General features: G+C 75.0%; 13 protein-coding genes. 12 read left to right on the top strand and 1 reads right to left on the bottom strand.

The features are described 5' to 3' along the window. Positions 1–1419 (top strand): MFS transporter, encoded by a 1419-nt coding sequence (locus ACGFX4_RS31270; protein ID WP_393081483.1) that lies wholly within the window; start codon positions 1–3, stop codon positions 1417–1419. 55 nt (positions 1420–1474) lie between these two features. On the opposite strand, the gene ACGFX4_RS31265 is transcribed toward ACGFX4_RS31270, so the two are convergent. After that, complete coding sequence (locus ACGFX4_RS31265; protein WP_393081481.1) at positions 1475–3262, bottom strand: FAD-dependent oxidoreductase; 1788 nt, start codon at positions 3260–3262, stop codon at positions 1475–1477. 166 nt (positions 3263–3428) lie between these two features. Between ACGFX4_RS31265 and ACGFX4_RS31260 the strand changes: the two genes are divergently transcribed. The 11 genes from ACGFX4_RS31260 to ACGFX4_RS31210 all read left to right on the top strand — a co-directional run bounded on the left by ACGFX4_RS31260 (position 3429) and on the right by ACGFX4_RS31210 (position 12813). Then, a complete protein-coding gene (locus ACGFX4_RS31260) occupies positions 3429–4574 on the top strand; it encodes a SchA/CurD-like domain-containing protein (protein WP_393081478.1) in 1146 nt (381 codons plus the stop codon). Positions 4575–4638: 64 nt separating this feature from the next. Next, a complete protein-coding gene (locus ACGFX4_RS31255) occupies positions 4639–5076 on the top strand; it encodes a cupin domain-containing protein (RefSeq protein WP_393081475.1) in 438 nt (145 codons plus the stop codon). Next, positions 5073–6338 carry a beta-ketoacyl-[acyl-carrier-protein] synthase family protein gene (locus ACGFX4_RS31250; RefSeq protein WP_393081472.1) on the top strand — a complete coding sequence of 422 codons (1266 nt, stop codon included), beginning with the start codon at positions 5073–5075 and terminating at the stop codon, positions 6336–6338. Before ACGFX4_RS31255 ends, ACGFX4_RS31250 begins: the two co-directional genes overlap by 4 nt. After that, a complete protein-coding gene (locus ACGFX4_RS31245; protein ID WP_393081469.1) occupies positions 6335–7549 on the top strand; it encodes a beta-ketoacyl synthase N-terminal-like domain-containing protein in 1215 nt (404 codons plus the stop codon). The genes ACGFX4_RS31250 and ACGFX4_RS31245 overlap by 4 nt, the downstream gene beginning before the upstream one ends. Positions 7550–7576: 27 nt before the next feature. After that, positions 7577–7831, top strand: a complete 255-nt coding sequence (locus ACGFX4_RS31240) for an acyl carrier protein (RefSeq protein WP_345700795.1) — start codon at positions 7577–7579, stop codon at positions 7829–7831. A 1-nt stretch (position 7832) separates the two neighbouring features. Further along, a complete protein-coding gene (locus tag ACGFX4_RS31235; RefSeq protein ID WP_393081466.1) occupies positions 7833–8288 on the top strand; it encodes an SRPBCC family protein in 456 nt (151 codons plus the stop codon). A gap of 32 nt (positions 8289–8320) precedes the next feature. After that, entirely contained in the window at positions 8321–8623 is a 303-nt protein-coding gene (locus tag ACGFX4_RS31230; protein WP_393081630.1) for a TcmI family type II polyketide cyclase, read from the top strand. Between the two features lie 35 nt (positions 8624–8658). Further along, positions 8659–10350 (top strand): acetyl-CoA carboxylase, carboxyltransferase subunit beta, encoded by a 1692-nt coding sequence (accD, locus tag ACGFX4_RS31225; protein WP_393081463.1) that lies wholly within the window; start codon positions 8659–8661, stop codon positions 10348–10350. Then, positions 10347–10829: an acetyl-CoA carboxylase biotin carboxyl carrier protein gene (locus tag ACGFX4_RS31220; protein WP_393081461.1), complete on the top strand. Its 483-nt coding sequence runs from the start codon at positions 10347–10349 to the stop codon at positions 10827–10829. Before accD ends, ACGFX4_RS31220 begins: the two co-directional genes overlap by 4 nt. Before the next feature lie 9 nt (positions 10830–10838). Beyond that, complete coding sequence (locus ACGFX4_RS31215) at positions 10839–12197, top strand: acetyl/propionyl/methylcrotonyl-CoA carboxylase subunit alpha (RefSeq protein ID WP_393081458.1); 1359 nt, start codon at positions 10839–10841, stop codon at positions 12195–12197. A gap of 184 nt (positions 12198–12381) precedes the next feature. Beyond that, positions 12382–12813 (top strand): hypothetical protein, encoded by a 432-nt coding sequence (locus tag ACGFX4_RS31210; protein ID WP_393081456.1) that lies wholly within the window; start codon positions 12382–12384, stop codon positions 12811–12813. Positions 12814–12940: the final 127 nt, after the last annotated feature.

Raw genomic sequence — 12940 nt, 5'->3', positions numbered from 1 at the left:
GTGAGCGGCGCGACCCCGCTGCCGACCGCCGAGCGCACCGCACCCGGAGACCGCCGGCGCTGGCAGGCGCTGGCGGTCTGCCTGGTGGCCGGCTTCATGACGCTGCTGGACGTGTCGATCGTCAACGTCGCCCTGCCGTCCGTGCGCGGCGGGCTGCACCTGTCCGAGAGCGGACTGCAGTGGGTGCTCTCCGGCTACTCGCTCGCCTTCGGGCTGGTGCTGGTGCCCGCCGGGCGGCTCGGCGACGCGATCGGCCGGCGGCCGGTCTTCCTCACCGGGCTCGCGCTGTTCACGGCGACCAGCGCACTCGCCGGCGCCGCGCAGAGCGAGGCCTGGCTGGTCGCCGCGCGCCTGCTGCAGGGCCTGTCCGGCGGACTGCTCGTCCCGCAGGTCTCCGGATTCATCCAACAGCTGTTCAGCGGACCCGAACGCGGCCGCGCGTTCGGGCTGCTGGGCACCACCATCGGCTTCTCCACTGCCGTCGGACCGCTGCTCGGCGGCCTGCTGATCGCCCTCTTCGGCGCGCACGAGGGCTGGCGCTGGGTGTTCTACGTCAACCTGCCGATCGGCCTGGCGCTCCTGCCCGTCGCCCACCGGCTGCTTCCACCACCGCCGCGGCGCACCGGCCGCCGGCCGGACTACGACCCGGTCGGTGTGCTGCTGCTCGGCACCGGCACCGTGCTGCTGCTGTTCCCGCTGGTGGAGGACGTCCACCGGACGTCCACCTGGCTGCTCCTGCTGCCCGCCGCCGGGCTGCTGGCCGGCTTCGCCGGATGGGAGCGCCGCTACGCCCGCACCCGCGAACCGCTGGTCAACCCCGAGCTGTTCCGGGCCCGGTCGTTCACCGTCGGCTCGCTGGTCTCGCTGGTGTACTTCGCCGGGTTCACCGCCGTGTTCTTCGTCTTCACGCTGTACCTGCAGAACGGCGAGCACTGGTCGGCGCTCGGCGCGGGCCTGGCGATCACACCGTTCGCGCTGGCCTCGGCGGTGGCGTCGAACCTCGGCGGGCGGGTCGTCCACCGGTACGGGCGGCGGCTGGTGGCCGGCGGCCTCGCCCTCTCGGCGGTCGGCCTCGCCCTGGCCGCGCTCGCCGTCCACCTGTGGTCCGGACCGTACGTCGGCTGGGCGACCGCCGGGCCGCTGCTGCTCGCCGGTGTCGGCAGCGGGCTGGTGGTCTCGCCCAACCAGGTGCTCACCCTGGGCGAGGTCCCGGTGAAACGGGCGGGCAGTGCGGCGGGCGTCCTGCAGACCGCGCAGCGGATCGGCTCCGCCGCCGGCATCGCGGCGGTCGGAGCGGTCTTCTTCGCCCGCCTCGGCGTCACCGGCTCCTGGGCGGCGGCGTTCCAGCTGAGCCTGGCGGTGGTGGTCGGCCTGGTGCTGCTGGCCCTGGCCACCGCGCTCACCGACTCCCGGCCCTGAACCGACGCGGCGGGCCGGCGACCGATCGAGGTCGCCGGCCCGCCGCGTCACGCCGTCACGCGAGCGCGAACACCTCCCGCACCGCGGCCCGCAACGCCCCCGCCCGGTCCGCCACCGGCCCGGCGGCCCGCCACGCCACGAACCCGTCGGGCCGCACCAGCACCGCCCCGCCCGCACCGAGCCCGTACCCCTCAGGCCACCCCACCACGACGCCCCCGACCCCCGGAGGCCGCCCACCCACCGGCGCTGCTCCGCCTCCGGCGTGCCCTGCGGGGCCGCCAACTCCTGCACCGCCGCCCGTGCCCGCCGCAGCCGGGTCGCCGCCTCCGGCGTGCCCTGCGGCTCCCGGGTGGCCGCCTGCGGCGGGGCCGGTTGCGGGTTCGGGGTGGAGGTCGGCGTCCGGGGCGGGGCCGAGGACGTGGCAGCGCAGCGGCACGCCGGTCTCGGCGGCGACCGTGGCCGCGGCGGCGCGCCAGGCGGGGTCGGTGGCGAGCAGGACCGGCTCGCGTTCGAACAGGTCGAGCGTGGAGAGCCGTTCCTCGCCCCGGCGGAGCCAGACGTGCGGTGCCCGGCTGCCCACCGAGCCGTCCGGTGCGAAGCGTTCGGGGATCACCGGGTCGCCCGCGTCCGCCCCGCTGAGCGCGCCGTCCGCGTACCGGTACCCGAGCGCGACGGCGAGCACGTTGGTCTGCCGCCCGCCGCCGGGTGCGGCGTCGAAGCCGGGGTGCTTGTGCTCCGCCGAGCGTTCCGCGGCCCGCGCCGCGGTGTGCACGGCGACCGGCTGCCGCTCGGGCCCGTAGGTGTCGAGGAGCCGCGGCCCGGCCCAGCCGTCGAGGACGGCGGCGAGCTTCCAGGCGAGGTTGTGCGCGTCCTGGATGCCGGTGTTGGAGCCGAACGCCCCGGTCGGCGGCATTTCGTGGGCGGCGTCGCCGACCAGGAACACCCGCCCGGCGGAGTACCGTTCGGCGACCCGTTCGGCGGCGTGCCAGGGGGCGCGTCCGGTGATCTCCACCTCCAGGTCGGGGATGCCGGCGGCGGCGCGGATGTGGGCGATGCACCGTTCGTCGGTGAAGTCCTCGACGGTCTCGCCGCGTTCGGGGTGCCAGGGCAGGTGGAACACCCACTGCTCGCGGTTGTCGACGGGCAGCAGCGCGCCCGCGCCCGCCGGGTCGGTGAGGTAGCAGGCGATGAACAGGCGGTCCCCGACGGCGTCGGCGAGCCGCTTGGCGCGGAAGGTGACGCTGATGTTGTGGAACAGGTCGCCGCGGCCGGTCTGCGCGATGCCGAGCGCGGTGCGGACGGGGCTGCGCGGCCCGTCCGCGGCGACCAGGTAGTCCGCCCGAACGGTGGACACCTCGCCACTCTCCCGGTCCAGCAGGGTGCAGTCCACTCCTTCGGCGTCCACCGTGAACCCGGTCAGCTCCGTCCCAAAGCGGATGTCACCGCGTTGCCGGGCGTGCCGCAGCAGGACCGGTTCGAGGTCGTTCTGGCTGCACAGGCACCATCCGGACGGGCTGAACCGGGCCAGCCCCCCGCCGGGGTCGATCTCGCGGAACAGCCACTCCTGCTCCGCACCGGTGAGCGTGTCGGCCTGCAGGATGCCGTGGTTGTCGGCCAGCACCGAGGCGGCGGCCCGGATGTCGTCCTCCACCCGGGCGACCCGGAAGAGCTCCATGGTCCGCAGGTTGTTGCCGCGTCCGCGCGGGTGACGCGAGGTCTCGGCGTGCCGTTCCGCCAAAAGGTGCGGAACCCCGAGCCTGCCGAGGAAGAGCGAGGCGGACAGGCCCACCAGGGAGCCGCCCGCGATCAGCACCGGCACCCGGCCGGCGGTCTGTGTGTCCATCAGTTCTGGTCTCTCCGTTGCACTCGACTGCCCCCGTCCGCTGATGGATTCCCACGGTCGGACGGACACAGAGGGTGCTTCGCTCGGATGGATGCGAACTCTCGCGCCGTCCCGCACTCGCCACCACGATCGACCTGACCCTGTCCGAGCCTTGACGGGAACTTCCATGACCCTGTTGTCCGAATCCACCATCGACTCCACCGACCCCCGCGCCGCCCGGCTGCGGGTCGTTCTGCTGTGCGACGTGCAGGACGGTGCCCAGGACCGCTTCCTCGCCGCGTACGAGCAGCTCAGGTACCAGGTCTCCGCGGTGCCGGGGCACATCACCGACCAGCTGTGCCAGTCCATCGAGGACCCGGCCCGGTGGCTGATCACCAGCGAGTGGGAGAGCGCCGCGCCGTTCCTCAGCTGGGTGGACAGCCCGGAGCACCGCGAGATGGTCAAGCCGCTGCACGGCTGCGTGCGCGACACCCGTTCGCTGCGCTTCAACGTGATGCGCGAGACCTCCGGCCGGCTCGCCGTGGACAGCGGGCACCGCCCGCTGGCGCCCGGCGAGACGGTCGCCGGGGTGCCGCTGGCGCCCCGTCCCGGCCCGGACGGGGTGATCCGGCACGCGCTGACCTTCACCGTGAAGCCGGGCAGCGAGCAGAAGGTGGCCGGGATCCTGGCGGGGTACCGGTCGCCGAACGCCCAGGTGGACGCCGAGACCCGGCTGATGCGCACCACGCTGTTCATGGACGGCAACCGGGTGGTCCGTTCGGTGGAAGTGGTCGGCGACCTGGTGGCGGCGCTGCGGCACGTGGCGATGCAGCCGGAGGTCCGCGCGGTCGAGGAGGCGATCAACCCCCACCTGGAGGTCGCCCGCGACCTGAACGACCCGCTGGCCGCCCGCGACTTCTTCATGAAGGCCGCGCTGCCCGCCGTCCACCACCACGCCCGGTCGGCCGAACCGACGGGCGCCGTCGCCCGGTTCGCGTTCCACTACCCGGTACGGACCGGCTGCGGCGCCGCCGTCGCCGAGCTGCTCGCCCGGCAGGACGAGCAGGCCGTCGCCGACCCGGCGTCACCGCTGGTACGGGCGACCGTGTTCCAGCGCGAGGACCGGGTGGTCCGCCTGGTCGACCTGACCGGCTCGCCGCAGGACGACCCGCAGACCGCGCTCGGCCTGGCCGGCCCGCGCGCCTCGGCGGTGCTGGCCAAGCTGGTCGACGTCCCCGCCGAGCACCCGCTGCCGAGCGAGGACGGGATGCGCCACCTGCTGGCCGCCTGCGCGATGACGCAGATCACCGACCGGGTCTCGCCCACCGCCTGATCCGTTCCCCCGCTCCGGCCCCGGAGCCCCCACCCCAGCCCGCACCTTCCCGAGAGGACGTTCCATGACCACGGAGATCCCACGCGTCGTCCACGTCGACGACGCACCCCCGAACTGCCGCCGCGGCGGTGACCTGCGGGCCATGCTCACCCCGACGACGGTCGGCGCGACCAGCGGCTTCATGGGGATGGCGCTCGTCGAGCCGGGGGACCGGATCGGTGAGCACTACCACCCGTACTCCGAGGAGTTCGTCTTCGTGGTCGAGGGCGACCTGGAGGTGGACCTGGACGGGAAGACCCAGCGGCTGGGGCCCGACCAGGGGCTGATGATCCCGATCGGGATGCGGCACCGCTTCCGCAACGTCGGCGCTACCCAGGCCCGGCTGGTCTTCCATCTCGGCCCGCTGGCGCCGCGCCCCGAGCTCGGGCACGTGGACACCGAGGAGACCGTGGTGGAGGCCACCCAGGCGGGTCCGCCGGAACCCCTCGGGGCGGTGTCGTGACGCGCCGGGTCGCGGTGACCGGGATCGGCGTGGTTGCTCCCGGCGGTGTCGGCGTCCCCTCGTTCTGGGCGCTGCTCACCGCCGGGCGCACCGCCACCCGGGGGATCACCCTGTTCGACCCGGAGGGCTTCCGCTCCCGGATCGCCGCCGAGTGCGACTTCGACCCGGCGGCGCACGGCCTGGACGCCGAGCAGTGCGCCACCCACGACCGCTACGTGCAGTTCGCGCTGGTGGCCGCCGCCGAGGCGGTCGCCGACAGCGGGATCGACCTGGCGGCCGAGGACCCGTGGCGGATCGGCGTCTCGCTCGGCACCGCCGTCGGCGGCACCACCCGGCTGGAGCACGACTACGTCAAGGTCTCCTCGCACGGGGCGCGTTGGGCGGTCGACCACCGCCCGGCCGGGCCGTACCTGGAGCGGGCGTTCCAGCCCAGCTCGCTGGCGGCGGCGGTGGCCGAGCGGTTCCGCCTCAACGGCCCGGTGCAGACCGTCTCCACCGGGTGCACGTCCGGTCTGGACGCGGTCGGCTACGCGGCGATGGCCGTCGAGGAGGGCCGCGCGGACGTGGTGATCGCCGGCGCCAGCGACTCGCCGATCTCCCCGATCACGGTCGCCTGCTTCGACGCGATCAAGGCCACCTCGGCGCGCAACGACGACCCGGCGCACGCCTCCCGGCCGTTCGACGCCTCCCGGGACGGTTTCGTGCTCGGCGAGGGCGGCGCCGTCCTGGTGCTGGAGGAGCTGGAGCACGCCCGCCGGCGCGGGGCCCGGATCTACGCCGAACTCGGCGGCTTCGCCACCTTCGGCAACGCCTACCACATGACCGGCCTCACCCAGGAGGGCCGGGAGATGTCGCAGGCGATCGACCGGGCCCTGGCCCACGCCCAGGTCAACGGCGAGGACGTGGACTACGTCAACGCCCACGGCTCCGGCACCAAGCAGAACGACCGGCACGAGACCGCCGCGGTCAAGCGCTCGCTCGGCGAGCACGCCCGGCGCACCCCGATGAGCTCGATCAAGTCGATGGTCGGCCACTCGCTGGGCGCCATCGGCGCGATCGAACTGGTCGCCTGCACGCTGGCGCTGCACCACGGCGTCGTCCCGCCGACCGCCAACTACGAGAAGCCCGACCCGGAGTGCGACCTGGACTACGTCCCGCGCACCGCGCGGGAGGTGCCGCTGCGGCACGTGCTCTCGGTCGGCAGCGGCTTCGGCGGCTTCCAGTCCGCCGTGGTGCTCAGCCGGACGGGGGTGGCGGCGTGAACGGACGCAGCGCGGTGCTCACCGGCGTCGGCGTGATCGCCCCGACCGGGATCGGCGCCGACGACTACTGGAAGGCCACCCGGGAGGGCCGCTCGGCCCTCACCCCGATCGACCGGGAGGGCTGCGACCGGCTGCCGCTGCGGGTCGCCGGGCTGGTGCGCGGCTTCGACGCCAGGTCGTTCGTCGAGGAGCGCTACCTGGTGCAGACCGACCGCTTCACCCACTTCGCGATGGCCGCCGCCGCGCTGGCCATCGACGAGGCGGGCCTGGAGGTGGAGGACCCGTTCACCGTCGGCGTGGTCACCGCGGCGGGCTCCGGCGGCGGCGAGTTCGGCCAGCGCGAGCTCCAGCAGCTCTGGGGCAACGGGCCGCACCACGTCGGCCCGTACCAGTCGATCGCCTGGTTCTACGCGGCCTCCACCGGCCAGATCTCCATCCGCGGCGGCTTCAAGGGCCCCTGCGGGGTGGTCGCCGCGGACGAGGCGGGCGGCCTGGACGCGCTGGCGCACGCCGCCCGCGCGATCGGGCGCGGCACCGAGGCGGTGGTGGCCGGCGCCGCGGAGGCGCCGATCGCCCCGTACTCGATGGTGTGCCAGCTCGGCTACCCGGGCCTGTCGTTCGTCGAGGACCCCGAACGGGCCTACCTGCCGTTCGACCGGGCGGCGGCCGGCTTCGTGCCCGCCGAGGGCGGCGCGATGTTCGTGGTCGAGGACGAGCGGCACGCCCGCGACCGCGGCGCCCGGGTGCGGGCCCGGCTGGCCGGGCACGGCGCCACCTTCACCGGCGCGGCGCGCTGGGCGGAGTCCCGGGAGGGGCTGGCCCGGGCGATCCGCGGGGCGCTCGCCGAGGCGCGCTGCGCGCCCGACGAGGTCGACGTGGTCTTCGCCGACGCCCTCGGCGTCCCGGAGGCCGACCGGGCCGAGGCGCTCGCGCTCGTCGACGCGCTCGGCGAGCACGCCGGCCGCGTCCCGGTCACCGCCCCCAAGGCCGGCACCGGCCGCGCGCACTGCGGCTCGCCCGCGCTCGACGTGGCCGCCGCCGTGCTCGCCCTGGAGAACGGCCTGATCCCGCCCACCCCGAACACCACCGCGTGCGAGGCGGAGATCGACCTGGTCACCGGCTACGCCCGCTCCGCCGAGCCGCGCACCGCCCTGGTGCTCAGCCGCGGACTGATGGGTTCGAATGCGGCCCTCGTGCTGCGCCGGGCCTGACACCCCCTCACCCACTGGAGGAATCCGATGAGTTCCGAGATCACCCACGACGACCTCGCCACCCTGATCAAGACCCGGGCCGGCGTCACCGTCACCCCCGAGGAACTGGCCGACCCCGGCTGCATGTTCCTCGACCTCGGCGTCGACTCGCTGGGCGTGCTCGGCGTCCTCGCCGACCTGGAGAACCGCTACGGCGTCTCCATCGACAGCTCCGACCTGCTCGGCCGCCCGGTCGCCGAGTTCCTGCAGACCGTCAACTCCACCGTGAAGGCGAGCGCCTGAGATGCCCGGACACACCGACAACACCATCGTCATCAACGCCCCCGTCGACCTGGTCTGGGACGTCACCAACGACCTGGAGAACTGGCCGCAGCTGTTCAGCGAGTACGCCTCCGTCGAGGTCATCGACCGGCAGGGCCAGCTGGTCCGGTTCCGGCTCACCATGCACCCCGACGAGAACGGCCAGGTGTGGAGCTGGGTCTCCGAGCGGGAGACCGACCGCGACGCGCTCGCCGTGCGGGCCCGCCGGGTCGAGCCCGGCCCGTTCGAGTTCATGGAGATCCGCTGGGAGTACGAGGACGTGCCGCAGGGCACCAGCATGCGCTGGATCCAGGACTTCGCGATGAAGCCCACCGCGCCGATCGACGACGTCGGGATGACCGACCGGATCAACCAGAACTCCAAGGTCCAGATGGAGCTGATCCGCGCCAAGGTCGAACACCGGGCGGGTCTTTCGTGACCGGCCCCCACCGGTCGCTGATCGTCGCCCGGATGAAGCCCGACACCGCCGACCACATCGCGGACGTGTTCGCCGACTCCGACCGCGGCGAGCTGCCGCACCTGATCGGGGTCACCGGCCGCAGCCTGTTCCAGTTCGGCGACGTCTACCTGCACCTGATCGAGTCCGAGCGCCCGGCCGGGCCGGAGGTCGCCCGGTACGCCTCGCACCCCGAGTTCCGCTCGATCAGCGACCGGCTCGCGGTCTACGTCGACGCGTACGACCCGGCCACCTGGCGCTCGCCCAAGGACGCCATGGCCCGGGAGTTCTACCGCTGGGAGCGGACCGGTCACTGACCGGCCCGCGACCCGCCCGAGGAAGGAGACCCGACGTGGACGTGGACCGAGACGAGCAGGAACCCGACTGGGTGCGCTGCGAGGGCTGCGCCGCCCTGGTCTACGGAAAACGATGGGTCAGGAACCTGCGGGTCTGCCCCGACTGCGGCCGGCACGGCCGGCTCACCGCAGCGCAGCGGCTGGCGCAGCTGCTCGACCCCGGCACCGCCGAGCTGCTCGACGGTGCCGCCGCGGTGCACGACCCGCTCGGCTTCGTCGACAGCCGCTCCTACACGGAGCGGCTGGACGAGGCCCGCGCCGACACCGGTCTCACCGAGGCCGTGCTGTGCGCCGCCGGGCTGATCGAGGGCCAGCCCGCGGTGCTCGCCGTGATGGACTTCCGCTTCCTCGGCGGCAGCCTCGGCTGCGCCGTCGGCGCGCTGATCACCCAGGCCGCGCACACCGCGCTCGCCCGGCGCGTCCCGCTGGTCATGGTCACCGCCTCCGGGGGCGCCCGGATGCAGGAGGGCGTGCTCTCCCTGATGCAGATGGCCAAGACCGCCCAGGCGCTCGCCGAACTCGACGAGGCCGGCATCCTGACCGTCTCGGTGATCACCGACCCGACGTACGGCGGGGTGGCCGCCTCCTTCGCCACCCTGGCCGACGTGATCATCGCCGAGCCCGGCGCCCGGATGGGTTTCGCCGGCCCGCGGGTGATCGAACAGACCACGGGGGAGCGGCTGCCGGAGGGCTTCCAGACCGCCGAGTTCCTGCTGGAGCACGGCATGGTCGACGACGTCGTCCCGCGGATCGGGGTCCGCCCGGTGCTCGGCCGCCTGCTGGGGCTGCGCCCGCCGCTCGCCCCGAGCGCGCCGGAGGCCGGATCCACCGAGGCGATCCTGCGTGCCGCCGACGAGCTGACCGACCGGGACGCCTGGGAAGGCGTCCGGCTCGCCCGCCACCCCGAACGCCCCACCACCCTCGACTACGTCCGGCGGCTGGTCGACGACTTCCAGGAACTCCACGGCGACCGGCTCAGCGAGGACTGCCCCGCCATCGTCGCCGGCACCGGACGCGTCGCCGGTACGTCCGTGATGCTGATCGGCCACCACAAGGGCGGCCCCGACCTCGGCGAGCGCCGCCGCCGCAACTTCGGCATGGCCGCGCCCTCCGGCTACCGCAAGGCCGCCCGGCTGATGCGGCTGGCCGCCAAGCTCGGCCTGCCGGTGGTCACCCTGATCGACACCCCCGGCGCCAACCCCGGCCCCGACGCCGAGGAGGGCGGCCAGGCCGCCGCCATCGCCGAGAACCTGCGGCTGATGGCCCGGCTGCCGGTGCCGATCGTCGCCGTGCTGATCGGCGAGGGCGGCAGCGGCGGCGCCCTGGCGCTGGCCGTCGCCGACCTCGTCCTGGTCAGCGCCAACGGCATCTACTCGGTGATCAGCCCCGAGGGCTGCGCCGCGATCCTCTGGAAGGACCCGCAGGCCGCCCCCACCGCCGCCGACGCGCTGCGCCTGCACGCCCGCGACCTGCTCGCCCTCGGCGTGGTCGACGGCGTCGTCCCCGAACCGCCGGAGGGCGCCCACCAGGACCACGCCGCCGCCGCCGGACTGCTGGAGGCCGCGCTGGTCAGCGCCCTGCACGAACTCATCCCCTGGGACCCGCAGCGGCTGCTCGCCGACCGCCGGAACCGCTTCCACGCCTTCGGCGCCGCCGCCGCGGCACCTGCCGAGAGGAGCCAGCCGTGACCACCGAGCTCACCGGCGATCCCGCCGACCTGACCGCCGGGCCGACCGCGGACCTGCCCGCGCTCTGCCACAGCATCGCCGAACTGGCCCGGATCAGGCCCGAGCTGCCCGCCCGGATCCGCCTCGAACACCTCGGCACGGCGGTCGAGATCCAGTGGAAGCCGGTCACCTCCCCGGCCGTGGGCGTCGTGGCGGAGGCCCCCGCGGCGCCCGCCGCCGCCGAGCCGGAGACCGCCAGCCCGCACCAGGTGAAGGCGCCGATGATCGGCACCTTCTACCACGCGCCCGAACCCGGCTCCCCGCCCTACGTCCGGGTCGGCGACACCGTTGCGGCCGGACAGCCGATCGGCCTGCTGGAGGTCATGAAGATGATGACCCCCGTCGAGGCCGACGCGGCCGGCACCGTGGTCGAGATCCTCGCCCCCGACGCCGCGCCGGTGGAGTTCCAGCAGCCGCTGATCGCCGTCCGACTCGCCTGAGGGGCCGACGTGTTCACCACCGTACTGATCGCCAACCGCGGCGAGATAGCCGTGCGGGTCGCCCGGACCTGTCGTGAACTGGGCATCCGCACCGTCGCCGCGTACTCCACCGCCGACCGCGACTCGGCGGTGGTCCGGCTCGCCGACCGGGCCGTCCACCTCGGGCCGCCCGCCGCGAGGTCGAGCTACCTGAACATCCCCGCGCTGATCGAGGCCGCGCTCACCACCGGCGCCGAGGCGATCCACCCCGGGTACGGCTTCCTCTCCGAGGACCCCGACTTCGCCGAGGTCTGCGAGGCCAACGGCCTGACCTTCATCGGCCCGCCCGCGCACGTCATGGAGCGGCTCGGCGACAAGGCGATGGCCCGCCGGCTGATGGCCGAGGCCGGACTGCCCGTCCTGCCCGGCTCCACCGGCGTGGTCACCGGCCCCGCCGAGGCCCGGCAGCTCGCCGACCGGGTCGGCTACCCGGTGATCCTCAAGGCGGTGGCCGGCGGCGGCGGACGCGGCATGGCCGTGGTCCGCGACGGCGACCAGCTCGCCCCCGCCTTCCAGGACACCCGCGCCCACGCCCGGGCCGTCTTCGGCGACGACCGGCTCTACCTGGAGCGGTACGTCGACGGCGCCCGGCACATCGAGGTGCAGGTGCTGTGCGACCGCCACGGCAACGCCGTCCACCTCGGCGAGCGGGACTGCTCGGTGCAGCGCCGGCACCAGAAGCTGATCGAGGAGTCCCCGGCCCCCAACCTGCCCCGCGCGCTGCGCGACCGGATCTGCGCGGCCGCCGTACAGGGCGCCCTCGCCGCCGGCTACGTCGGCGCCGGCACCTTCGAGTTCGTCCTCGCGTCCGACGGCGGCTTCTTCCTGATGGAGGTCAACTGCCGCCTCCAGGTGGAGCACCCGGTCACCGAGATGGTGACCGGCATCGACCTGGTGCGCGAGCAGCTGCGGATCGCGGCCGGCGAGCCGCTCGGCTACGGGCAGCAGGACGTGGTGGTGCGGGGGCACGCCGTGGAGGCCCGGGTGAACGCCGAGGACCCCGAGCGGGACTTCGTGCCCACCCCCGGCCTGCTCAGCGAGTTCACCCCGCCCGGCGGCCCGTTCGTCCGGGTCGACACCCACGCCTACCCCGGCTGGGTGGTCGGCCCCGACTACGACTCGCTGCTCGCCAAGACGATCGCCTGGGCACCCGACCGCGAACAGGCCGTCGCCCGACTCGACCGCGCCCTCGCCGAGTTCCGGATCGACGGCCCGGGCGTGCGCACCACCGCCGGGTACCTGCGCCGCACCCTGGCCGACCCGCGCTACCGGGCCGGGCAGCACACCACCGGGCTGGTCGCCGCCATGGCCGAGGAAGCGACCGTCTGACCCCCTATCGGCAGGGCACGCGCCCGGGTTGACCCCCCGCACCCGAAGGGCCCAGCAGGACGCCCGGGATGCCGCACCCGGCTCGCGGCACCCGGTCGGCGGGCGCAGCGTGGTCCACGGCGCCGCGACACCACGGGCCGGCAACGGGCCGGCCCGCGCGGCCATCGGAAAGGTCCCCACCCTCATGCGTTCTGCACGCACCCTCGTGACCGGCGCGGCCGTTGCCGCCACCCTCCTGCTCGGCGCACCCGCCGCCCTCGCCGACGTCCCGCCCGATGCCGGCAGCCACCAGGGCAGCGGCGGCTGGGAGGGCGGCTCCAAGCCCGCCGCGCCCGCCGCCGCGGACCCGGCCGCCGCTGCGCCGGCTGCCGACCCGGCTGCCGCCGAGCCGGCCGCCGAGGCCGCCACCGGCTCCTCGACGTCCGAGCACGGATGGAAGGGCTCCGACAGCAAGCACGACAAGCCGCACGGCGGCGTGCACACCGGCGGCGGCGGCCTCGCGCTGTCCGGCGGCGGCGCCGCGACCGGCGCGGTCCTGCTGGCCGGCGGGGTCGGCGTCTCGGTGCTGGCGATGCGCCGCCGCCGGACCGCCGCCAAGCCGGGCCTGGCGCTCTGACCCGTCACCACCCCGGGACACCCGGCCGGGGGGGGCGCCCCCCCCCGCCCCCCGCCCCCCCCGGGGGGGCGCCCCCCGCCCGCCCCGGCCCCCCCCGCGCCCCCCCCCCCCCCCCCCCCCCCCGCGC

The organism is Kitasatospora sp. NPDC048365 (assembly GCF_043200835.1).
GTDB lineage: Bacteria > Actinomycetota > Actinomycetes > Streptomycetales > Streptomycetaceae > Kitasatospora > Kitasatospora terrestris.
This window is presented reverse-complemented; position numbering and strand designations above follow the sequence as displayed.